The sequence below is a fragment of the Streptomyces coffeae genome, from assembly GCF_016741875.1.
Taxonomy (GTDB): domain Bacteria; phylum Actinomycetota; class Actinomycetes; order Streptomycetales; family Streptomycetaceae; genus Streptomyces; species Streptomyces coffeae.
In genome coordinates this window covers 1-20,860 of sequence record NZ_JAERRF010000024.1, presented here as the reverse complement: position 1 = coordinate 20,860, position 20,860 = coordinate 1, and the positions used below count along the sequence as shown (strand labels likewise).

21 protein-coding genes and 3 pseudogenes are annotated in these 20,860 nt (G+C 68.0%); 12 read left to right on the top strand and 12 right to left on the bottom strand.

Annotation, left to right across the window (positions count from 1 at the left end):
• Positions 1 to 55: 55 nt before the first annotated feature.
• The 5 genes and pseudogenes from JK363_RS30895 (at position 56) to JK363_RS30875 (ending at position 7,816) form a co-directional block, all read left to right on the top strand.
• Positions 56 to 1,828, top strand: coding sequence for a TetR-type transcription factor C-terminal domain-containing protein (locus JK363_RS30895; protein WP_201880172.1), 1,773 nt, complete (start codon positions 56 to 58; stop codon positions 1,826 to 1,828).
• Positions 1,829 to 2,077: 249 nt separating this feature from the next.
• Positions 2,078 to 3,226: a serine hydrolase domain-containing protein gene (locus tag JK363_RS30890; protein WP_201880170.1), complete on the top strand. Its 1,149-nt coding sequence runs from the start codon at positions 2,078 to 2,080 to the stop codon at positions 3,224 to 3,226.
• A gap of 49 nt (positions 3,227 to 3,275) precedes the next feature.
• Positions 3,276 to 4,516 (top strand): annotated as a pseudogene (locus tag JK363_RS30885) (IS701 family transposase).
• A gap of 548 nt (positions 4,517 to 5,064) precedes the next feature.
• Positions 5,065 to 6,237: pseudogene (locus JK363_RS44765) on the top strand (AMP-binding protein); the annotation flags it as partial.
• Positions 6,238 to 6,763: 526 nt separating this feature from the next.
• The gene (locus tag JK363_RS30875) at positions 6,764 to 7,816 is read left to right on the top strand and encodes an amidohydrolase (protein WP_201880167.1); all 1,053 of its coding nucleotides are present in this window, start codon (positions 6,764 to 6,766) and stop codon (positions 7,814 to 7,816) included.
• Between the two features lie 245 nt (positions 7,817 to 8,061).
• Here JK363_RS30875 and JK363_RS30870 read toward each other — a convergent pair whose 3' ends face one another.
• Positions 8,062 to 8,226 carry a hypothetical protein gene (locus tag JK363_RS30870; protein WP_201880164.1) on the bottom strand — a complete coding sequence of 55 codons (165 nt, stop codon included), beginning with the start codon at positions 8,224 to 8,226 and terminating at the stop codon, positions 8,062 to 8,064.
• A gap of 58 nt (positions 8,227 to 8,284) precedes the next feature.
• Positions 8,285 to 9,007 (bottom strand): DJ-1/PfpI family protein, encoded by a 723-nt coding sequence (locus tag JK363_RS30865; protein ID WP_201880161.1) that lies wholly within the window; start codon positions 9,005 to 9,007, stop codon positions 8,285 to 8,287.
• A 160-nt stretch (positions 9,008 to 9,167) separates the two neighbouring features.
• Between JK363_RS30865 and JK363_RS30860 the strand changes: the two genes are divergently transcribed.
• Positions 9,168 to 10,220 (top strand): GlxA family transcriptional regulator, encoded by a 1,053-nt coding sequence (locus tag JK363_RS30860; RefSeq protein ID WP_201880158.1) that lies wholly within the window; start codon positions 9,168 to 9,170, stop codon positions 10,218 to 10,220.
• A 469-nt stretch (positions 10,221 to 10,689) separates the two neighbouring features.
• Here the strand turns inward: JK363_RS30860 and JK363_RS30855 are convergent, their stop codons facing one another.
• Together JK363_RS30855 and JK363_RS30850 are read right to left on the bottom strand one after the other, a co-directional pair.
• Entirely contained in the window at positions 10,690 to 11,550 is an 861-nt protein-coding gene (locus tag JK363_RS30855) for a hypothetical protein (RefSeq protein WP_201880155.1), read from the bottom strand.
• A 14-nt stretch (positions 11,551 to 11,564) separates the two neighbouring features.
• Entirely contained in the window at positions 11,565 to 11,861 is a 297-nt protein-coding gene (locus JK363_RS30850) for a hypothetical protein (RefSeq protein ID WP_201880152.1), read from the bottom strand.
• Here JK363_RS30850 and JK363_RS30845 point away from each other — a divergent pair.
• On the top strand, positions 11,847 to 12,371 hold the full coding sequence (locus tag JK363_RS30845) for a CGNR zinc finger domain-containing protein (protein ID WP_201880148.1): 525 nt from the start codon (positions 11,847 to 11,849) through the stop codon (positions 12,369 to 12,371). The two genes, JK363_RS30850 and JK363_RS30845, sit on opposite strands and share 15 nt — an antisense overlap.
• A 13-nt stretch (positions 12,372 to 12,384) precedes the next feature.
• Here the strand turns inward: JK363_RS30845 and JK363_RS30840 are convergent, their stop codons facing one another.
• Together JK363_RS30840 and JK363_RS30835 are read right to left on the bottom strand one after the other, a co-directional pair.
• Positions 12,385 to 13,302, bottom strand: a complete 918-nt coding sequence (locus JK363_RS30840) for an AEC family transporter (protein ID WP_201880145.1) — start codon at positions 13,300 to 13,302, stop codon at positions 12,385 to 12,387.
• On the bottom strand, positions 13,299 to 14,414 hold the full coding sequence (locus JK363_RS30835; protein WP_201880142.1) for an aminotransferase class I/II-fold pyridoxal phosphate-dependent enzyme: 1,116 nt from the start codon (positions 14,412 to 14,414) through the stop codon (positions 13,299 to 13,301). Before JK363_RS30835 ends, JK363_RS30840 begins: the two co-directional genes overlap by 4 nt.
• 425 nt (positions 14,415 to 14,839) lie before the next feature.
• Between JK363_RS30835 and JK363_RS30830 the strand changes: the two genes are divergently transcribed.
• Both JK363_RS30830 and JK363_RS30825 read left to right on the top strand, forming a co-directional pair.
• Positions 14,840 to 15,178 (top strand): SDR family oxidoreductase, encoded by a 339-nt coding sequence (locus JK363_RS30830; RefSeq protein ID WP_201880139.1) that lies wholly within the window; start codon positions 14,840 to 14,842, stop codon positions 15,176 to 15,178.
• A gap of 75 nt (positions 15,179 to 15,253) precedes the next feature.
• Positions 15,254 to 15,619 carry a VOC family protein gene (locus JK363_RS30825; protein ID WP_201880136.1) on the top strand — a complete coding sequence of 122 codons (366 nt, stop codon included), beginning with the start codon at positions 15,254 to 15,256 and terminating at the stop codon, positions 15,617 to 15,619.
• Positions 15,620 to 15,634: 15 nt separating this feature from the next.
• On the opposite strand, the pseudogene JK363_RS30820 reads toward JK363_RS30825, so the two are convergent.
• Together JK363_RS30820 and JK363_RS30815 are read right to left on the bottom strand one after the other, a co-directional pair.
• Positions 15,635 to 15,733: pseudogene (locus JK363_RS30820) on the bottom strand (IS5/IS1182 family transposase); the annotation flags it as partial.
• Positions 15,734 to 15,871: 138 nt separating this feature from the next.
• The gene (locus JK363_RS30815) at positions 15,872 to 16,249 is read right to left on the bottom strand and encodes a MerR family transcriptional regulator (RefSeq protein ID WP_201880133.1); all 378 of its coding nucleotides are present in this window, start codon (positions 16,247 to 16,249) and stop codon (positions 15,872 to 15,874) included.
• Between the two features lie 116 nt (positions 16,250 to 16,365).
• On the opposite strand from JK363_RS30815, the gene JK363_RS30810 reads away from it, so the two are divergent.
• Complete coding sequence (locus JK363_RS30810) at positions 16,366 to 17,436, top strand: alkene reductase (RefSeq protein WP_215911443.1); 1,071 nt, start codon at positions 16,366 to 16,368, stop codon at positions 17,434 to 17,436.
• A gap of 55 nt (positions 17,437 to 17,491) precedes the next feature.
• Here JK363_RS30810 and JK363_RS44760 read toward each other — a convergent pair whose 3' ends face one another.
• Positions 17,492 to 17,794 (bottom strand): hotdog domain-containing protein, encoded by a 303-nt coding sequence (locus tag JK363_RS44760; protein ID WP_372444891.1) that lies wholly within the window; start codon positions 17,792 to 17,794, stop codon positions 17,492 to 17,494.
• 354 nt (positions 17,795 to 18,148) lie between these two features.
• Positions 18,149 to 18,778, bottom strand: a complete 630-nt coding sequence (locus JK363_RS30805) for a TetR/AcrR family transcriptional regulator (RefSeq protein WP_201880127.1) — start codon at positions 18,776 to 18,778, stop codon at positions 18,149 to 18,151.
• Between the two features lie 88 nt (positions 18,779 to 18,866).
• Between JK363_RS30805 and JK363_RS30800 the strand changes: the two genes are divergently transcribed.
• Together JK363_RS30800 and JK363_RS30795 are read left to right on the top strand one after the other, a co-directional pair.
• The gene (locus JK363_RS30800; protein WP_201880124.1) at positions 18,867 to 19,295 is read left to right on the top strand and encodes a nuclear transport factor 2 family protein; all 429 of its coding nucleotides are present in this window, start codon (positions 18,867 to 18,869) and stop codon (positions 19,293 to 19,295) included.
• Positions 19,292 to 20,140, top strand: a complete 849-nt coding sequence (locus tag JK363_RS30795) for an NAD(P)H-binding protein (protein ID WP_201880120.1) — start codon at positions 19,292 to 19,294, stop codon at positions 20,138 to 20,140. The genes JK363_RS30800 and JK363_RS30795 overlap by 4 nt, the downstream gene beginning before the upstream one ends.
• 158 nt (positions 20,141 to 20,298) lie before the next feature.
• Here JK363_RS30795 and JK363_RS42945 read toward each other — a convergent pair whose 3' ends face one another.
• Complete coding sequence (locus JK363_RS42945) at positions 20,299 to 20,487, bottom strand: hypothetical protein (protein WP_236076255.1); 189 nt, start codon at positions 20,485 to 20,487, stop codon at positions 20,299 to 20,301.
• A complete protein-coding gene (locus tag JK363_RS42940; RefSeq protein ID WP_307821929.1) occupies positions 20,450 to 20,743 on the bottom strand; it encodes a TetR family transcriptional regulator in 294 nt (97 codons plus the stop codon). Before JK363_RS42940 ends, JK363_RS42945 begins: the two co-directional genes overlap by 38 nt.
• Between the last annotated feature and the right edge of the window lie 117 nt (positions 20,744 to 20,860).

Below are 20,860 nucleotides of genomic sequence, written 5' to 3'. Positions count from 1 at the left end.
GGTCCGACGAGCCCGCGCCCACTCAAGCGGCCACGTCCCTGGAAGCGGTGCCTAAATGCAGCCGGATTCGTTTGCATCTACGTCAGCTGCTAAGCCTGACTCCCTTGAAGGGATACGTCGGCAGCTGGTCGACTGCGCCGCTGAAGTCTTCTTCCGCAACGGGTTCAAACGGGGAACCACCAAGCAGATCGCGGACCTTGCGGGCGTCAGCCAGAGTCTGGTCAGCCACTACTTCAAGAAGGGCGCCCTGATGGGGGAAATCGCCCGACAGGTATCCTCCGACTTCACCAGGTCGCTGGAAGAGGCGCTGGCAGGTGACTACGCACCCGAAGAGCAACTGGCACGCATCATGCGTTCCTTCATGGAGTCCATGGAGATCAACCGGAAACCCTTCGCGGTCTACTGGAAGGAATTCCGATCGATCCCGGAAGCGGAGGCCGAGCAGGCGCAAGCACTTGAAAAGAACTACGTTGCGCGGGTAAGCCGCGTGGTCGCCACAGCCCAGCAGCAGGGGATCCTCCCTCCAGATCACGACCCGGCTCTCCTCACTGAGGGAATCTTGGGCATGCTCTCGTGGAGCCACTGGTGGTACCGGCCGGGCCTCCACACCCCACAGCAAGTCGCCGCCGCATTCCGCGACCTCATCGGCTGCGGTATAGCGGAACGACAGCCTGCCGAGAGCATCACGCACCCCCTCGTCCGACACAGCGAGACCAAGCAGCAAGAGGACACCTTCGACCCCCCAGGGCTCCAACTCGCCGCGATCATCCAGTCATTCATCCGCTCCATGGATGTCAACCAACGTCCATTCGCAGTCTACTGGAAGGAGTTCAGATCTATTCCCTCTGACGACGCTGAGGCAGCCCGCGCCCGCGAGCGCGCCTATGTAGCCCGCGTCGTAGGCGTGGTGGAATCGGCACAAGATCAAGGAGTGCTTCCTCCGCAGCATTCCCCTTACCTACTCGCCGAGGGAATCCTCGGGATGCTGAGCTGGACCCATTGGTGGTACCAGCGAGACCAGTACAACTACAGCCCCGACCAGGTGATCGCCGCATTCTGTAGCCTGGTAGGGCTGGCGGACCACTACCCGGCAGCAGCGCACTCAGCTCAGCTGCGCTCTGGCGAACAGGATCCACCGCAAAGCCAGAATCCCGATGACGTGCAGAACGATCTGACGGGACTGCTGGAATGGGTGGAAGAACGCTACCGCCCTGTTCAGCAGACAGCGACGGACGTCGCCGCCACTGTCGCAGATCTTGTGAGCCCTGACAGCCCCCGCCGTTGGTATCCCGGGATAGCTGCACGGGAATGGAAGGGGAGGCGTCGAAGCATCCTCGACACAGCGGCCCGCGTTTTCTTCGCACGCGGATATGAAGCAGGTACGACCAAGGAAATCGCCGACCGCGAAGGCGTAGCCCAGCCTCTCGTCTCGCAGTACTTCAAGAAGCACGAGATGATGGGAGAAATCGCCCAGCGAATTTCCATCGAATTCACCATTTCGCTCGACGAGGCACTTGGTTCCGTACGCCATCAACTGTCGGTCCTGGTCTACACCCTTGCCAACTCCAGGGCGCTCTGCGATGCCAGCCATGCCGAAGCCGGAGGCCAAGCCGGGATACAAAGGCAGGTGCTTCTCACCCGCATGCGTGGAATCATCGCAGCGGCCAGAGAGGAGGGGATTCTGCCATCGCGCCACGACGCTCGTTCGCAGGCTGAAGGAATTATGGCGATCATCAGCTACTTGCATTCCATGGACCGCCAGGACCAGCGCACCGCGGATGAAATCGCCTCCACTGTATGCACTCTGATCCAGCTCGACTACGCCTAGTACTCCAGCCGTAGATCGTGATCTTGCTGGTCGGGGCCGACCCGGGGAGCCTCGGCATCCATAGGGGGTAACCCCCGGCACCGCCCTGAGGACAGCGCATCGGTACGTCAGCGGGAAAGCCGGATGGGGCGATCCCTCCTCCGCTGGTGGGATGGTCGCCGACCGCCGGCTCCGGGGGCAACACAGTCGCGGGCCACAGCCTGCGCGGTCCCTGAACGCGCGCGCAACCTGAACAGAGAAGGGGTTGTCATGCATGGGTTAAGAAGGCGTCGGCGAGGCCTGCTCGTCCTGACCAGCCTGGCTACAGCCGTCCTCGCCTCATCGACCGCGTCCACGGCGGCGGCGAAGCCGCGGTCGGCCGATCCGCTCCAACGGCAGGTGGAGGCGATCCACGCCACCGGGGCCGTCGGTGTGCACGCCGAGGTGACGTCACCGGACGCACGCGACAGCGCGTACGCCGGGACGGCCGCGATGAACACAAGGACACCGATGCCGCGGGACGGCAGGTTCCGGATCGGCAGTGCCACCAAGACCTTCACCGCCGCGGTTGTGCTGCAACTCGTCGGCGAGGGGCGAATGTCCTTGGAGGACACCGTCGAGCAGTGGCTGCCGGGAGTGGTCCGGGGTAACGGCAACGACGGCAGCCAGATCACCGTGCGGCAGCTGCTGCAGCACACCAGCGGCATCCCTGATGTCGGGCCGGAGATATCCGCGTTGCAAAGCGCGGACGGCTATCGGGCCGAGCGGTTCCGCACGTACACCCCCGAAGAGCTGGTGGGTCTGGCGATGCGGCACCCTCCCAAGTTCTCCCCGGGCGCTGGCTGGTCGTACTCCAACACCAACTACATTCTCGGCGCGATGATCATCCGCAAGGTCACCGGCCGGAGTTGGGCACGGGAGGTGAAGGACCGGATCATCCGCCCCCTGGACCTGAGGGACACCAGTACGCCCGGCGTCTTCCCGTCCATCCTGGGCCCGCACGCTCAGGGCTACGCGGCGTTCGGCACCGACGCCGGCATCGACGTCACGGAGCTCAATTCGAGTATGGCCGTCGGCTCCGGCTCGATCATCAGCACCGCGCATGATCTGAACCAGTTCTACGCCGCGCTGCTCGGCGGTCGTCTGCTGGCTCCGGCGCAGCTCGACGAGATGACGACCACCATGCTCGCGCCCGAGCTGGGCGTGAGGTACGGACTCGGTCTTGCCGAGATCCCGTTGCCCTGTGGCGGCAGCTACTTCGGCCATCGGGGCGAACTCCTCGGCTATGTCACCTGGGGCGGCGTCACCCGAGACGGGGCCCGGACCGCCGTGGTGTACGTCACCAGTGACGGAAGCCAGGACACCCAGCAGGCCATGACCGCACTTGTGGGTCAAGAACTGTGCCGGACGCGCTCCTAGCACTCCAGCCGTAGACCTTGCCCGCTGGCAGGAGGCGTTCGAGGCGCTGATGGGCCGGATAGCGGGCCGGTTCGTGCGGGTTGAGCCCCGGCGCCGGGTGAGGGACTTGGTGCTGGGGCTGCTGTCGGACCTGCCACGTAAGAACTGCTGGTCGATCGCCGAGTGGGCCGGGGAGGCGAGTCCGGAGGGCATGCAGCACCTGCTCGGCCGGGCCCGGTGGGATGCTGGCCGCGTGCGTGATGACGTGCGTGAGTACGTGCTGGAGCAGCTGCACGACGAGGATGCGGTGCTGGTGGTCGACGAGACCGGGGACGTGAAGAAGGGCACGCACACTGTCGGGGTCCAGCGCCAGTACACCGGAACCGCCGGGAGGATCGAGAACGTGCAGGTTGCCGTCTGCCTTGTCTACGCGGGAGGGTGCGGGCACGCCGCGGTGGACCGTGAGCTGTACATCCCACGCTCGTGGACTGCGGATCCGGACCGCTGCCGGGCCGCGGGCCTGAGCGAGGACACCGTCTTCGCGACCAAGCCGGAACTGGCTGCCCGCATGATCGGCCGGTTCCTGGATGCTGGGCACCGCGTGGGCTGGGTCGCAGGCGACGAGGCCTACGGCGGCAACCCGAAGCTGCGGTCCGCGCTGGAAGAGCGCAAGGTCGGCTACGTGCTCGTTGTCGCCTGCTCCGCTGAAGTCACCACCGGTGCCGGGAGGTTCCGCGCGGACGTCCTGGGCGCGAAGGTACCGAAACGGGCCTGGCAGAAGCTGTCGGCAGGAGCCGGCGCTAAAGGCCACCGCTTCTACGACTGGGCCGTCATCGACCTGGCCGAAGCGCGGCCCGGCAGCCACCGGCTGCTGATCCGTCGCAACCGCACCACTGGTGAACTCGCCTACTACCGCTGTTTCTCGCCCGCCCCCCCGTGCCCCTGGCCACCCTGGTGCGCGTCGCCGGATCAAGATGGCGGGTGGAAGAGACCTTCCAGTCAGGAAAGGGCTTGGCCGGACTGGATGAGCACCAACTCCGCCGCTTCACCTCGTGGTCTCGCTGGGTCACCCTGGCCATGCTCGCCCAAGCCTTCCTCGCCGTCGTGCGCGCCGACGAACACACTCGCCATCCCGCCCCGGACGGGCTGATCCCGCTCACCTGCAACGAGATCCAGCGCCTGTTCACGATGCTCGCCGCCCACCATATGCACGACGTGGCCCACCGGCTCAGCTGGTCAGCCTGGCGACGCCGTCACCAGGCCCGAGCCCGCACCGGCCATTACCGGAGACAAGCCGCGAATCAGAGCTGAAGATCACGATCTACGGCTGTAGTACCAGCCGACCGGAGCCAGGGCAAGCACGGCAGTTGGCGCGCCGGACACCAGTGGCGTGCCGGGATCGAGTCAGGTGGGGGTCCGGCGGCGCAAGCGCCGCCTGGCTCCGTTCACTTCAAGCAGCAGCGTTATTCGACGAGGCGCTGATCAACGGCGACGCCGCGCGCCGTGGGACTCGTACGCGAACTTCTCGGCGACGCGGCGGGATGCGGCTGCTCTGCGCGCTGAGCTGACCCTGCTGAGGGCGTCCGGTCGCTACCCGAACGCGACTTGGCCGACCTGATCCACTTCATCCGTGTAGTCAGGCGGAACTTGAAGAAGTTACAGTATGGCCTCAGCTCATCGACTGCTGTCTTCTCGCCACCGCCCTTGGCGTAGATCGCAACGTGACCAGATCATCGGACTCCACGAGTTCAACTTGAGTAGTGTGAGCGCCCAGCCCGGCAGCTCTGGGAGGGGGTTCGGTGGAGCATGAGGTCGCGACACGTCAGCAGGATCGAGCGTCCTCACAGATCGCGCTGTACATGTCCCGGCCGGATGCGACACTCACCGGCATCCTCGGTGTTCGGGAACGCCTCACGCCCCACCGCCCAGCGTTCCGCTTTCTGGCTGACGGGATGGGTAACCGCATTGAATCGTGGACCTATCGCGATCTGAAGCGGCACTCCGACGCTGTGGCGGCGCGGTTGAGGTCCGGAGGACACCGTGGCGACCGCGTGGTGTTGGCCGGTCAGCCCGGACTGCGGTTCGTGGCGGGGCTGATGGGCATACTCCAGGTCGGCGCGACGGCTGTCCCGGCTGCTCCTCCGACCAATCGGCGAGCCGTGACCCGGCTGCGTTCGATCCTGGCCGACTGTGTGCCTGGTGCGATCCTGGCCGACTCCCGCCATGAGGCGCGATTCGCCGGGATGGCGGCCGGTGGAGACATGATGCCGCGGCTGATGCCGCTGGACGACGAACCTCCCTCGAAGGCGGCTGACAGTCCCTCCACGGCGCCGGACGATCCTGTGCGGCCGACGGACACAGCGCTGATCCAGTACTCGTCCGGCTCGACGGGCGACCCGAAGGGCGTGGAGCTGACGCACGCCAACCTGATGAGCAACTGCCACGCCATCGGCCGGCACATCGGCGCGGAGGACGATCGCGTGGGGTTGACTTGGTTGCCGCCGTATCACGACATGGGACTCATCGGGACCATCATGCTGGCGCTTCACGGTGGCTGGCCGCTGCTGATGATGACGCCGGAGCACTTCGTCCAGCAGCCGACTCGCTGGCTTCAGGCGATCACCGAGCACCGAGTGACCATCACCGTCGCACCGAACTTCGCCTTCCAGCTCTGCGCAGACACTGTGGACGAGGAGGATCTGGCCCGTGTGGACCTGTCGTCACTCCGTCAGGTCTTCTGTGGCTCGGAGCCGGTCGTGCTCGAGACTTTGAACGCCTTCCGGAAGCGGTTCGCGCCCCGGGGCTATCGGGAGAAGACACTGATCCCGTGTTACGGGCTCGCCGAGGCCACGCTGCTCGTGACGGCCAAAGCGCCCGAGACGTCCATCAGCGTCGAGTGGGTGGACCGGGAGGAGTTGTCGCGTGGCCGGGTGGTGGGCGGGGTGGACCATGCGGTCCCCATTGTCGGTTGCGGGGGCCCTGCGGAGAGCCACGAGCTGCTTGTCGTCGATCCGGACTCCGGCCGGGTGCTGTCCGTCGGCGAGGTCGGAGAGATCTGGGTACATGGCCCCAACGTCGCCTCCGGCTACCATCGCAAACCCGAGCTGACCGGCTCGACGTTCGGCGCGACGCCTGCTGACCGCACCGGTCCGCGGACGTATCTGCGGACCGGTGACCTCGGCTATCTGCGCGACGGGGAACTGTTCGTCACCGGCCGGATAAGCGGTCTGCTCGTGGTGGCCGGCCGGAACCTCTACCCGCAGGACATCGAGCGCACGGTCGACCGCGCCCATCCGTCCGTCCACCGGTCGGTCGCCTTCGGGGTCCGGGGCACGTCCGAGGAACACGTCATGGTCGTCGCCGAGGTGCGCAACAGCCGCCAGAACCGGGCCGAACTCGACGCCCTGCGCGGCAGTCTGCTGGCGGCGGTGGCCGCCGAACACGGTGTTCGGCCGACCGGCGTGCACCTCGTGCGGGTCGGCACCATCCCCATGACCACCAGCGGGAAGATCCGCCGGCCGCGACACCGAAGCGATCGACCTCAAGGGCGGCTTCGTGATGCCGGGCCTGCACGACGGGCACGCCCATCCCATTGTCGCGGGCCCTTCCCTGCACAACGTGTGTCTCGCGGACACCAAGCTGACGATTCCGCAGATCCAGGCCGTCATCACCTCCGCCCTCAAGGCGTCCGCCGACCAGGAGCCCGGCGGCTGGCTCCAGATCGACAACTGGCACTCCAGCGGCGTCCTGCCGGCCGGGACCGTCGTGACCAAGGCCGACCTGGACTCGCTCGCCACGAAACGGCCCCTCTACGTCCACTCCTCGGACAGCCACAACGCCTGGGTCAACTCCCACGCCCTCGCCCTGGCAGGGATCACCAAGAACACGCCGGACCCGGACGGCGGCACCATCGTGCGCGATGCTTCCGGTGAGCCCACCAGCCTGCTGAAGGACGCCGCCCGACGCCTGGTGCGCGATGTCATCCCGCATCCCACCCCGGCACAGGCAATGGCGGCGGCAAGCGAGGCGTTCGCGATGCTGGCCGCCGTCGGCGTGACCTCGGTCATGGACGCCGCGGCCGAAGACGGCTTCGTCGAGCTGTACTCGGCCCTCGCCGCGGCGAACAAGCTGAAACTGCGCACAGGCCTGGCCTACCTCCTCTCCGTCGAGCAGGCCAAGGATCCCCGAGCCGCACTCGCCACGTTGCGGGCCTTCAAGAAGAACCTGGCCGGCTCCGACCTGGTCAGTACGGGCACCGCCAAGGTGTTCATGGACGGTGTCATGGAGTACCCGGCGCACACGGCCGCGATGCTCGACCCCTACCTGGTCAACACCGGTACCGACGCCGACCCGCACTGGGAACCCGGCACCTGCCGCGGCAGGCTCGACTTCGACCAGGACACCATCACCAACCTGGCCCTCGTACTGGACCCGGCCGGCTGGCAACTGCACGCGCACGTCATCGGCGACCGCGCCCTACGTACCGCGCTCACCGCGTACGAGGCCGTGTTCCGCCACGGCGGACGGCAGCGCGACAACCGACACTTACTTGAACGACTTAAGGAGAAGGCAAAAGGCAGTGGGTTCGAGTTTTCCGAAGGGGGCTCGTAGCCGAACTCGCGGGTGGTGCGTCCAGAACGGTACCGGAGCGGGCTCGGGTTCGTCCGGGCCCGCCGAACCGAGGGCCAGGCCGCACCTCGTATGGCTTCGATCACTTCTTTGTTGACGAGTTCTGAACGAGTTTTGACGGCACCTGCTGATTCAGCCGAGTCGCGTCGGCGGCTCGCGATGCGTGGAGCCCCCTCGGTGCGTGAGAGGGCTCCGCGCGTGCTGCGGGGGCTGCCGCGCAGCAGCAGCTATATGCCGCCCACAACGCCTTGCAGGATCGCAGAGAGGAAGAAGACGACAAGCGAGAAGCCGAGGATCCGCCACGTCCACTTCATCGCGTTCTGCTCCGCAGCGGCGTAGGCCCGGATGTCCCGCGGCAGCGACGGCAGGCCCAGCAGGACGCGCTCCGGCAAGGGTCAACCAGGCGGACCCGCAGTCGATCGCCGAGGGGGCGGCGAGGGACCGCGACGCTCAGTTGCTCAGGTGCGCCAGCAGGGCAGGGTAGTCGGTGAGGGCGTTCTCGAGCAGCTGCCCGGCGAAGGGGGCGTACTGGCCGCTGTCGGCAGCCGTCCAGTCGATCGGGCCGAACGGCGGCTCGGGGTCGTACTCGATGAACAGCTGGACCATGCGCGCGACCTCGTTGCCGGCGAGGCGGCCGACGAGGTGCAGTGCCATGTCGATGCCGGCCGAGACCCCGGCGGCCGTGATGAAGTGCCCGTCCTCAACCCAGCGCCGGACGACCGGCGTCGCCCCGAAGCGGGCGAGCAAGTCGCGGTACATCCAGTGGGTGGTGGCCTGGCGGCCCTCCAGGAGCCCTGCCGCCGCGAGCAGCAGTGAGCCGGTGCACACCGAGCCGACGACCTGGCTCCGCGCGGCGGTCTCGCGCAGGTTCCGCAGCAGGCTCTCGTCGGCCATCGCGGCAAGGGTGGGGACGAGGCCGCCGGGCACGATCAAGGTGTGCGGCTCGGGCATGTCCTCGAAGGTGTGACTGGGCACCAGGGACAGCGCTGTGTCGCTGCTCATCGGCTCGATTCGCTCGCCGACCACGACGGTGAGGTAACCGGGGACCAGATCACCCAGCGCTGCGAAGACCTGCAGCGGGCCGACGATGTCCAGCGGCGTGAGCCCCGGGTACAGCACGAAGGCGATGGTCTTCACCGGGGCCGCGGACGGTGCGGGCAAGTTTTCGGTCATGACAGGACTCCTGAATGTCGATGGGTGGCCGGTTACCGGCGGCGAGCTGCCGCCCTGACAACCCTCACCCACCGCCGCCAGCAGAGACAGAAGCCCGCGGAGTCCATGTCCGAAATCCTGGGATACCTGTCCTCCAGACGGATTGGGTAGTGTCGCAGGCATGACGACAGCTGTCCGCCACCGTGTGGTGGTCGTGGCCTACGACGATGTGGAACTCGTGGAGGTCGCCTGCGTGACCAGCGCCTTCGACGGGGCGAACCGCCTCGGTGTGAGTCCGCCCTACGAGGTCCGCCTGGTCAGCCCACAGGGCCGCCCGGTGCGCTGCTCCTCAGGACTGGTCCTGGGCGCGCAGGCGGCGCTGGAGCGTACCCGCGGCCCGGTCGATACGCTGCTGGTCGTCGGCGGGCCGGGCCACGCCGTGGCGGCGCAGAACACCCGGCTGGTCGAGCACGTGCGCCGTCTGGCCGGTATCGGCCGCCGGGTCGCCTCGGTGTGCACGGGCGCGAGCTTGCTGGCGGCGACCGGGCTGCTCGACGGTCGGCGCGCCACGACCCACTGGGCGTACGCGCACGACCTCGCGCAGCGTCACCCGGCCGTCCACGTCGACGCCGCGCCGCTGTACCTGCGCGACGAGCACGTCTGCACGTCGGCCGGGGTCACCGGAGCGCTCGACCTCACCCTCGCGTTCGTCGAGGAGGACCACGGCCCGGCCCTCGCACGGATGCTGGCCCGGATGATGGTGACCTACCTCCAACGACCCGGCAACCAGGCACAGATCAGCATGTTCGTCGACGCGCCGGCTCCGGAGCACCGGACCGTACAACAGACCGTCGAGCACATCACCGAGCACCTCGACAGCGACCTCAGCGCCACAGCGCTCGCCGCGTACGCGGGAGTCAGCGGACGTCATCTGGCCCGGCTGTTCCTCGACCACCTCGGACAGACACCGGCCCAGTTCGTACGGACCGCCCGAGCCGAGGCGGCCTCACAACTCCTCGTCTCCACAGCACTGCCGTTGGCTTCGATCGCGAGGCGCTGCGGGTTCAGCTCCGCCGAGACCATGAGGCAGGTGTTCCTGGACCACTACGGAACCACACCCAGCCAGCACCGCACAGTCCACAGCGCTCCCCGGGTTGCACCCGCCGCGGGCAGCCTGATCCGCCCTACGGGACAGGAGGAACGCCACCCCGCCGCCGACCGGCTTCAAGCGTAGGACCGAAAGGCCTGGCGGCCCAACACTTCCCGGGCTTTCCCAGCCTGGCGCCTCATCCTCTGCCGCCGATCCGGCGGGCCGCAGAGACGTGCGGCCCCCAGGCTCTCCTACTCCCCGTCGTCCTCGTCAAAGCTGGCGTTGGCCGGGTCGGTCCTGTTCCAGGAGGGGGCAGCGGTGACGAAGCTTCAGCCGACGGCTCGGAGCCGTTCGAACAGCTCGGCGACGGGAGCTGTCTGCGCGCATCGCGACAGTTCCGGTTCGAGGTCACGGATCATCGATACGCTCCTGGGGGCGTCGATCCGGCTGGCCAGGTCGGGGAGCGTGTAACTGTTTCCGCGGCAACGTCGGGCTCACCGTCGCGGAGGTAGGCCTGGCCTGGTAGGTCAGGAACATGGATTTGGTCTTGGAGCGGGTAGCGGAGAGCAGGGCAATGCCCTCGTCCATGAGCTGGTGGGCCGGAACGCATCCGTCATGGTGACGCGGCCCGGATCACGCCTGTCAAAACTTTGAAGCTGGGCTGGTCGATGGTGCCGGTGTAGCGCAGGGCTGCGCCGACGGACAGGCCGAACAAGTCGCAGATGCGGCGGGGGTCGCCGCCGGTGGCCTTGGCCTTGTGCAGGAGACTGTCCTCCCGCAGCCGACTGGTGGGCATGCCGAGCACGTCGTTGATCCAGATGCTGCTGACCGGCTCAACGCCGCAGCCCGTGGTCTGGGAGACGAACAGGTAGGGGTTGGCGGTGTGGGGCCAGCGCCGGTTCCGGTAGTCCAAGTAGGCCGCCAGACGAGTACGCACGGGTTCGGCGAGAGAACAGTGCGGTTCGGCAGAAACAGCCGCCCATCGCGCAGGTCGGTGGTCTTTAGCCTGCGCAGTTGCCCAGAGGCGAGCGCGTGGAAGATGGCCGAGGCGGGCCGCGCTCGGCGCCTCCTGGCCGTGCAGGATTCTGCGGAGGCCGTCGGGCTCGACGGGCAGGGGAATGGTGGTGCTCGGCATGCCGCAGAAGATCCGGATGGTGGGGTCGGTGAAGATGACCCGCTGGTTCTTCAGTGACCGCAGGATGTGCCGCAGACCCTGGAGCATATCGACGCGTGGGGTTCCGCTGTCGGCCAGGACGGCGAGGACGTCGGCCCGGGTGATGGACCTCAGCGAGTCCTTGTCCTGGTCCGCCCACGTCCGGAGGGCGGGCAGCGCGTTCGTCATCATCCGCTGCATCCACAGGTGCGGTCGCGCTTTGACGCGCGGTGCGGTGGTGCCGCCGGACAGCCGGACGCTCACCATGATCGGGGGCGAGATCGTCCACGACGCCAGTGCGACGACGGCGGCGACCCGCACGACGCACGCCTCGATCACCGCGGCGAAGACGTTGCAGTGCCACCGGCGCCGCGTGCCGACCGAGCCACTCGCACGCGGCCTGCGGACATTGACCGGAGCTGTACACCGGCAAGAAGCCAGCCAAGAACAGTGTTCCGGCACCGCCGCCCGTTCTCTCCCGCCTCCTGCACAGCGTGCTCGGCGAGCACGCCGACAAGCTCACCGAGCGGATCGACACCGAACGCGATGGCCGATTGCGGGAGCAGGAGGTGGTGGCGCGAGTAGCCGGAGCACAGGCTCTGTGCTGCAATGGTTAAATGCAGTTTGAGCATGACAACATGGTTGGGGTTCATCTGGCCGTGGCGCTGGTGAATCTTGATTCGAGTGGTTCATGGGCGCCTGAGGTGCTGGAACGGGCGTTGCGGGAGTATCAGATCCGTCGTCCGCGTGTCACTGGCTCCAGTGGTGAGGAGATCAGGGCGTGGTCGCGGCGGATGAGGCTGGTCTTCGAGGCGTCCTCGCAGACCGAACTGTGCCAGAACATCAACGCTCTGCTCGCGGATGGCGCAGGGAGTGTGTATCTGACCACGCACGACAACCTGCGACCACATCTGCACTTTGCTCCGGACGGCCAGGACCTCCAAAGCCGCGTGAAAGCCGTGACTGCCGGGGGGCTGGCCATTTTCACCATGGAGGCCGAGGGGGAACGGCTGGGCGTATGTGCGCTGGGCTCTTGCAGGACCGCTTTCGTCGACACGAGCCGCAACGGCCGCCGTGCCTACTGTTGCGCCCGCTGCGCCAACACCGATGCGGTCCGCCGCCACCGCAACAAGCAACGCTAGCGTCTGGCCGGCGCTATGCCGGGACCAGCGCCACGACGAGCGGGACAGCGGCTATGCCCAGGACGGTTTGCATCGCGGTGATCCCGGCCATCAGCGGTGCGTCGCCACCGAGTTGCCGTGCCAGGATGTACGACGACGATGCCGTGGGCAGGGCCTGGAACAGCACGGCGATGATCAGCGCCTGGGAGCCCAGGCCGATGAGCTGCGCCGCCAGGAACGTCGCGGTCGGCATGAGCGCGAACTTGGCGGACGACGACGTGAGGATCGGGGCCACCCACGACCGTGCCGTGCCGAAGCGCAGCGCGGCACCGATGCAGAGCAGCCCCAGCGGCATCGAGGCGGCTCCCAGCGCCTGGAGTGCTGGTTCGATGCCTGGCGGCAGGCTCAGACCGAGCGCCTGTAGGAGGATGCCTCCTGCGCAGGCGAGGATGAGCGGGTTGGTCACGAGCTGTTTGACGATGCCCGAGAAGTGCAGGCGCGCGGTCCCGAACCACGCGAAGACCAGCACGCACAGCACATTGACGGTGGGCACGATCGCCGCGTTGCAGACCGCGGCGAAGGCGACGCCCTTGGTGCCGAACAGGCCGGCGGCGATCGTCACACCAATGTAGTTGTTGAACCGGATACTGCCCTGGAAGACCGAGGTGAAGGCATCACCCTTCAGCCCCATCAGAGGCTTGCAGGCGATGACCAGTACGGCCACTGCCACCGTGGAGGCGATCAGAGCGCCTGCCAGAGCCCCCACCGGCAGATCGTCGGTGTCGGCCGTCGCCAGGCTGTGCAGGAACAGGGCCGGCAACAGGACGCGATAGCTGAGGCGCTCGGCTTCGGACCAGAAACTCTCGGCTGTGATCATCGATCGCTTGAGCGCGTAGCCCAACGCGATCAGCAGGACGATCGGAACGAGCGCCCTTACGGTCAGTGCGATCACGCCGAGATCCCATCCAGCGTGGCGACGATGATGCGGCAGCCCTCTTCCAGGGTGGCGATGTCGGTGGCGAAGGAGAGCCGCAGGTGGCCCGGCGCGCCGAAGGCGCTGCCCGGGACGGTCGCGCATCCCGCTTCGAGGAGGGCGTCCGCTACTGCGACGTCGGCGCCGACCGCAAGGCGCGGGAAGAGGTAGAACGCGCCGTCGGGTTCCACCGTGTCCAGGTGCCGGCTCCGTTTCAGGATCGCCAAGCCCGCATCGCGCCGCCGACGGTATGTCTCACGCCGCTCCGCCAGAAGATCCTGCGGTCCCTGCAGTGCGACGACGGCCGCGATCTGGCTCACGGCAGAGGTCTGTGTGCAGTTGTGCGTCTGCACGGCGGTGATGCCGCGGATCAACTCGGTCGGCCCGAACCCCCAGCCGACACGCCAGCCGGTCATCGCGTACGCCTTGGAGACGCCGTCGACGAGCAGGATCCGCTCGCGCAGGTCAGGCGCGACCTGGGCGATGCTGTTGTAGTCCTTGGCGTGGTAGCGGATGTGAGCGTAGATCTCGTCCGAAAGGATCAGCGCCGAGGGGTGGCACCGCAGTACCTCGGCGAGGCCGGCCAGAGCGTCATGGCTGTAGGTGGCGCCCGACGGATTGCGGGGAGCGTTGAGCACGACCCAGCGCGTGCGCTCGGTCACGGCCGCTTCCAGCGCGTCGGGAGAAAGTCTGAACCCTGACTCGGCCGAGCAGGGAACGATCACGGGCACGGCACCACACAGGCGAACCATGTCCGGATAGCTCGCCCAGTAGGGCGCCGGGATGATCACCTCGTCGCCCCGGCGCAGGGTGGCGAAGAACGCGTTGAAGATCACCTGCTTGGCGCCGCACCCCACGGCCACCTCGGCATCCGAGTACCTCAGAGCGCGGTCTCGTTGCAGCGCACGTCGCGCGGCACGGCGCAGTTCCGGTATCCCGTTGGCAGGGGTGTAGACCATCGGGCGGACGGCGGCCTGCTGGGCGGCAGCAACGGCGTGCGCAGGTGGGGCGAAGTCCGGCTCGCCGAGCGTGAGGTCAATGATGCGACGGCCGGCCGCACGGTACTCGGCCGCCCGGCGGGCCATCTCCATGATCGGAGAACCGGCAGGTGCCTCGAGGCGACTAGACAACGGTCAGCACCCCCGCCAACGACTGGCCGTCGGAACGCGGCGAGCCAAGCGCACGCGCTCGAGCCGGCGAAAGGCGGGCCAGGCCGATTGCGGGCCTGCGGTGGCTCCCGCCCGGTTCGCGCGGCGGCCGGCACCTGCGTCGTGCTGGTGAGGAACCACTTCTCCGCTGGTCGGGCGGGATGGATCAGTGCCCTGTGGGCTGGGCGTCATCCTGGTCATACCAACAGGCTGATGTAACTTCGCCAGGCATTACAACCATTACAGATCCGCTGGAGGATCTGTGCAGGTCCGGCCCCCTGGCGGCCGGCCCCGGCCACGGGACCTGTGTCGGACTGTTCGTCCTCCGGCTCCGCCGGGGCAGGCGGGGCCACGCCTGCGGCACGGTCGTGCTGAGCTTCGCCGAGGCCCTGTGGCGGGAGTCCCGTGGCACCGGGTTGCGCGTGATAGCGCTGTCTCCCGGCGCGACCAGCACCGAGTTCTTCGACGTCATCGGCACCAACGCCGCGTACGGCGGCTCCAGACGTCAGTTCCCCGGGGAGGTCGTGGCGACGGCGCTGCGGTCCCTTGACGGCCGCACACCACTGCCGAGCGTCGTCTCAGGCCGACTCAACCGCGTGAGGGCCAGCCTGGGCCGGGGGTTCAGCAGGCGTCGTGCGGTCCTGCTCATGGGATCCATGACCACCGCACACTGGAGCGTGTCCGATGGGTTGGGAGCACAGGCATGAGCTGCTGCGCTCAGCCGGGGAGTGTCTGAAATAAAAGGCCGCGACAACTCCCTTTCGGTGGTACAGAGTTGACGCATGTTGGATCACATTGCCATCCAGGTAAACGACATCTCAGCCAGCGCCGCCTTTTACGACGCCGTACTCGCTCCACTAGGTGGCGAGCGCAAGAAGCAGTTCGGTGAAAACATCAGCTTCGGGGTCACAGGCCACCCGTTGTGGCTGGTCCCCGCGACCGACCCCGCGCCTGCGGGCGAACTGCACATCGCATTCGCCGCGGCCGACCGCGCCGCCGTGGACGCCTTCTACGCAGCGGCCCTCGCGGTAGATGCCGAGGTCCTGCACGCGCCCCGGCTCTGGCCGGAGTACCACGAGTCCTACTACGGAGCATTTGTCCGCGATCCCGATGGGAACAACATCGAGGCCGTCTGCCATCGGCCCTAAGACTGCCGGCGGTCATTAGCGGAGCCATGCCCGAATCGATGCGAGGGTGACCGTGCCGTGGAAGAAGAAGGCCCGCTTGTCGAACCGCGTGGCGACTGCCCGTTGGGCCTTGAGCGGGCGACGGCCCGCCCGAACCGGGCACCCTGACCGACGAACTCGGCGAGGCCTGGAACCGCCGTGCCGCGCGTGCGTCCCGGTGAGCAAGCCCTGAGGTGAGTCGGCAGGAGGCTGGGGGAGAGGGAAGCAAACGGATCAGTCGGCCACTGTCGTGCGCAGAATCTCCCGGTGCGCTCGGGCCGCGGCCATCAGCTCATCGAGTGCGTCCCGCGTGCCCATGAGGTGGGTGATGTGCTCGGAGAGCCGATCGCGCTCCTGCGCCATCCGCTCCAGCGCGGCATCGGAGTTCTCCTCGCTGGGGGAATCGACACAAGGCAGCAGTTCGGCGATGGTACGGCTGGACAAGCCCGCGGCATACAGCCGCTGGATGAACATGACCCGTTGAACCTCGTCGTCCGTGTAATGCCGCTGTCCACTGGTGCTGCGGATGCTGGTGAGCAGCCCCTGTTCCTCGTAATAGCGCACGGACCGGACGCTGACTCCGGCTTGTGACGCGAGTTCCCCGATGCGCACGCCGCCCTCCCGTCTGTGACCTGCGGCACAACTCTTGCCTCTGACATCGATGTGAGGTTCTAGCGTAACTGCCGTGCCCGAGACCTGGGCGCCACGGAACGAGGAGTTCTTGCGTGATGAGCCTTTTCAACAGCTACCGGCTTGGCGACCTGATGCTGCCCAACCGGGTAGTCATGGCCCCGATGACGCGGGTCCGCGCCGCCGCCGATGGCCTGGCAACACCGTCGATGGCGACGTACTACGCCCAGCGGGCGACGGCGGGACTGATCGTGACCGAGGGCGTGCAGCCGAGCTTGATCGGACAGTCCAACCCGGGCACACCGGGATTGCACACCGATGAGCAGGTCACCGCGTGGCGCCCGGTGACCGCGGCCGTGCACGCCAACGGCGGCCGGATCTTCGCCCAGCTCATGCACGGCGGACGCGTTTCGCATCCCGACACCACCGGTGTGCAGCCCATCGGCCCCTCGGGTGTCCCTGCCACCGGCGACGTATTCACTCCGGCCGGGCCCCAGCCCGCGCCCACGCCGCGCGCCTTGGACACCGCCGAAGTACCTGCGCACGCCCAGTCGTATGCCCAAGCCGCCCGCAGGGCGATCGAGGCCGGATTCGACGGTGTGGAACTGCACGGCGCCAATGGCTACCTGATCTCGCAGTTCCTCTCATCGAACGCCAACCTGCGCACGGATCGCTACGGAGGCTCGGTGACCAACAGGATCCGGTTCGCCGTCGAGGCGGCATCCGCAACCGTCGAAGCCGTTGGCGGAGCCAGGACCGGCATCCGCCTCTCCCCGGGCGGGACCTTCTGGGGCGTCGAGGAGACCGATGTTCCCGAGCTCTACACCACCCTGCTGACCGAGCTGACTCGCCTCGGGGTGGCCTACGTCCATCTCGAAGCCACCGTCGACGAAGAGGTGCTGGTGAGCCTGCGCCGTGCATGGCCAGGCGCCCTCATCATGAACCCGGTGCTTCCGATGGGCCCGAAGCAGACCGGCCAGGATGACGCCGACCACTGGCTCGGGCTGGGTGCCGACCTCATCAGCTTCGGCCGCGCTTTCATCGCCAACCCCGACCTGGTCGAGCGACTGCGCAACGGGCTTCCGATCGCTCCCGTCGACGAGACCACGTACTACCAAGGCGGCGACGGGGGCTACCTGACCTACCCGACGTATCAGTACGCGACCTGACGCCGATCCGCGGCGAGCGGCCGGACGGCGAAGGGTCACACCGACCGCGACGCGGTCAGCGCATACCGGCGCGCCGTCGAAGCCTGGCGCGCCTGTGACCGCTGTGAGCGTCACGCCGAGGTCGGTGCCCGGTCGAGGGGGATGGCGCAGGCCGTGGCACGATGGCCACTCCGTCGGGCTCGGTGAGGGTGGCTTCCAGGAAGGCGATGTCGCCTGCCCGGTGCACCACCCGCCCCTTCCCGATGATCCGGCCCGGACGGACGGGCCGCAGGAAGCGGACGTTGAGTTTGGTCGGTTTTGTGGGTGGCCAGGAGGGCGGGTCGCGGGCTACCTGGACATGTTCCGGGGCCTCGGCCAGCTCGTCGCCCGCCGCCTCGACGGCGTCCCGGTGCCCACCCCCCGAAGTCGTCTACGACTATGGGTACAACCTGGACCTCGGAGCCGGACCGTACGGCCGCGGCCCACCGGGCGGGGCCACACCAAGGGCGATACCAGGTGGTCGAGGATAGACCGGGCCACGGAGACCTCGGCGGCCCGCAGGCGTTCGCCGACGTCCGCGACTACTTGCGCGAACTGTGCGACGAGACCTGGCGCCCAGCGCGACTCCGCGATGAGCGAGGACGAGATCGTCGCCGAGGTCCGGGCGCTGCTCATCGAGCGGCATCCCGAGTGGGCCGGGCAGGAGCGGATCGAGCGGGGTGTCGGGCGGCGGTCAGGGTGCGTCGGCCGGTCCCCGTTCGTCGGCCAACCCTCCTGCACCGTCGTTGGCGCCGAGGATTCCGGTGGTGAACTCCGCCAGTCGTTCACGCAGTTCCTCGCGTGGCGCCCGCTTCTCGTCGGTCAGGTATGCGACGAGGTCGGCCCGGGTGGCGGCGAGCAGCGCGTGCGCGGTGAAGTCGCTGTCGGCCGCACCCGGGATGCGGTCCAGGAGGTCCCGGAGCAGGGCGTGCCATCGCTCGTAGTGCGCGGTCCGGTAGGGGCTGCCCGTGCCGGTTCCCTCCAGGGCCAGTGCGAGGTGGCGGTTGTCGAGCTTGAAGCACAGGACGGAGTCGAGCAGGGCCGGTACGCGCTGAAGCGGCGGGGTGGTGGGGCCCAGTGGCGGAGGGCCCTCTTCGACGGCGTTCGCGAGGGGGGCCAGCCGTGCCTCGTACAGCGCGCGGATCAGTCCGGTGCGGTCGCCGAAGGCGCGGAAGAGCGTGCCTTTGCCGACGCCGGCGGCCGCCGCGATGTCGGCCATCGTCACGTCCTCGGGGCTCCGGCAGTGGGCGAAGAGGGTGTCGGCGGCCTCGAAGACGGCCGCCCGGTTTCGGGCCGCGTCCTTGCGTGGCTTGCGCTCGGGCATGGGGTGCCTCCGGTTGCGATACGGACCGGCGGTCCGTATCTTTCTTGGAAGCGGACCGCTGGTCCGTATCGTACGGGACGGAGAACCCATGCCCACAAACACCTCACCGGAAGATCTGTACCGCCACAGCCTGCGCCTGCTGTTGGACAAGGACATTCCCGCCTGGGTCGGCCTGTGGTCCGAGCGCGGCGTCATGGAGTTCCCCTTCGCTCCTCCGGGTTGGCCCGAGCGGCTGGAGGGCAGGGAAGCCATCGCCGCCTACATGCGCGACTACCCCGATCACATCGACCTGCACGACTTCCCCGATCTGCGGATCCACCGGACAACCGACCCCGGGACCATCGTGGTCGAGATGCGCGGTGTGGGCCGCCTGGTCGAGTCGGGCGCCCCCTTCGACATGGCCTACATCGCCCTCGTGACCGTTCAGGACGGACGCTTCACCTCCTACCGCGACTACTGGAACCCCCTCGCCGTCCACGAGCCCGCCATCGACTTCACCAGGAGCAGCGCTCGATGACCGCCACCCCCACCATCCTGGTCATCGGCGCCACCGGTACCACGGGCAGCCGTACCGCCGCGCGGCTCAGTGCCGCCGGTCACCGGGTCAAGGCCGCGAGCCGTCGTGCCACCCCGCTCCCGGGCGCGGAGCCGTTCCGCTTCGACTGGTACGACCCCGCCACCTTCGGCAACGCCCTCACCGGAGCCGACCGCGTCTACCTCGTGCCGCCCGTCGGCGACCCGGACCCGGCGGTGGTCATGCTCCCGTTCCTCCGCCAGGCTCGCGCCGCCGGCGTGGAGCGCGCGGTACTCCTGAGCTCCTCGGCGATTCCTGAGGGCGGCGCGGCGGTGGGGGTGGTGCACCAGGCTCTGCCCGGCCTGTTCGAGCAGTGGGCGGTGCTGCGTCCCTCGTGGTTCATGCAGAACTTCACCGGCACCCACGCCCACGCCGACAGCATCCGCGAGCACGGCGTCATCCTGACCGCCGCCGGGACCGGCCGGGTCGGATTCGTCGACGCGGACGACATCGCCGCCGTCGCCGTCCATGCCCTGACCCACGACGACGCGCCCGATACCGACCTGGTGCTGACCGGACCCGAGGCACTCAACCACGACGACATCGCCACGATCGTCGCCCAGGTCACCGGCCGCCCCGTGGCCCACCACCACCTGACCCACGACGCCATGCGTGACCGGCTGGCCGCAGTGATACCGCTGGAGTTCGCCACGATGCTGGCCGGAATGGACCGCGCCATTGCCGAGGGAGCCGAGGACCGTACCACCGACACCGTTCTGCGCCTCACCGGCCGCCCGCCGCACAGTTTCCGCGCGGTCGCCGAACGGGAGCTGGCACACGGCGGTTGAGGTGCGCCGACGTATGTTGTGCAGTTCAAGCGACCTTGAAGTGTCCGATACGCCCTTCAAAGCCGGCGGGAACTCGGGACGGACACGGCTCGGTGGTTGCGCCTGGTCCGCGGCCTGGCCGTGCGTGGTGCTCTCGGCCTGGCTTTGACCGGGCGGGTTCAGCTGTTCATGACGCGGCGCCAGGTCTCGGCGGTGGTCGCGGTGGCGCGGGCGAAGTCGTTCTCGGGCGAGCAGGCGGCGCGGTAGAAGTTTCGTTCTGTCATCCAGCACAGTGCGTGTGCCAGGGCGGCGGCTCCGTCGGGGCCGTTGTCATCGGGGATTCCGGCCCGCTGGAGTACCTGGGGCATGGTCCGGGCGAATCCCGTGCCGTGGTGTCGGCCTCGGTTCGAATGGTGCGCATGGTGCGCTCGACGAGAGCGGCGAGGACTTCGTGTTTGTTGCCGAAGCGAAGTAGAGGGAGCCGCGTGAGATCCCGGCGCCTTTGGCGATGGCCTCGACTGTGAGCTCTTCGAGGCTGGTGTGCTCGAGCAGCGCTTCGGCGGCGTCCAGGAGTGCCTGCTCGCGCAGGTCTCCCTTCCTCGGGGCGTCACTGCGCCCTCCCACTGTGGTCTCCCCTGATCGACTCTCCTGAGCACTGAAGCTGCGCCATCTTGAAGTAGCTGGTCAGGGTGCTGATGTGACGCCGGTTCGGTGTGCTCGTGCTGGTCGTGGGCGGCAGTT

Coding starts and splice junctions, on each gene's coding strand:
- JK363_RS30895 (WP_201880172.1), top strand. CDS start 56: ATGCAGCCGGATTCGTTTGCATCTACGTCAGCTGCTAAGCCTGACTCC.
- JK363_RS30890 (WP_201880170.1), top strand. CDS start 2,078: ATGCATGGGTTAAGAAGGCGTCGGCGAGGCCTGCTCGTCCTGACCAGC.
- JK363_RS30875 (WP_201880167.1), top strand. CDS start 6,764: ATGCCGGGCCTGCACGACGGGCACGCCCATCCCATTGTCGCGGGCCCT.
- JK363_RS30865 (WP_201880161.1), bottom strand. CDS start 9,007: ATGACCGAAAACTTGCCCGCACCGTCCGCGGCCCCGGTGAAGACCATC.
- JK363_RS30860 (WP_201880158.1), top strand. CDS start 9,168: ATGACGACAGCTGTCCGCCACCGTGTGGTGGTCGTGGCCTACGACGAT.
- JK363_RS30845 (WP_201880148.1), top strand. CDS start 11,847: ATGCAGTTTGAGCATGACAACATGGTTGGGGTTCATCTGGCCGTGGCG.
- JK363_RS30850 (WP_201880152.1), bottom strand. CDS start 11,861: ATGCTCAAACTGCATTTAACCATTGCAGCACAGAGCCTGTGCTCCGGC.
- JK363_RS30835 (WP_201880142.1), bottom strand. CDS start 14,414: ATGGAGATGGCCCGCCGGGCGGCCGAGTACCGTGCGGCCGGCCGTCGC.
- JK363_RS30825 (WP_201880136.1), top strand. CDS start 15,254: ATGTTGGATCACATTGCCATCCAGGTAAACGACATCTCAGCCAGCGCC.
- JK363_RS30810 (WP_215911443.1), top strand. CDS start 16,366: ATGAGCCTTTTCAACAGCTACCGGCTTGGCGACCTGATGCTGCCCAAC.
- JK363_RS30805 (WP_201880127.1), bottom strand. CDS start 18,778: ATGCCCGAGCGCAAGCCACGCAAGGACGCGGCCCGAAACCGGGCGGCC.
- JK363_RS30800 (WP_201880124.1), top strand. CDS start 18,867: ATGCCCACAAACACCTCACCGGAAGATCTGTACCGCCACAGCCTGCGC.
- JK363_RS30795 (WP_201880120.1), top strand. CDS start 19,292: ATGACCGCCACCCCCACCATCCTGGTCATCGGCGCCACCGGTACCACG.
- JK363_RS42945 (WP_236076255.1), bottom strand. CDS start 20,487: ATGCCCCAGGTACTCCAGCGGGCCGGAATCCCCGATGACAACGGCCCC.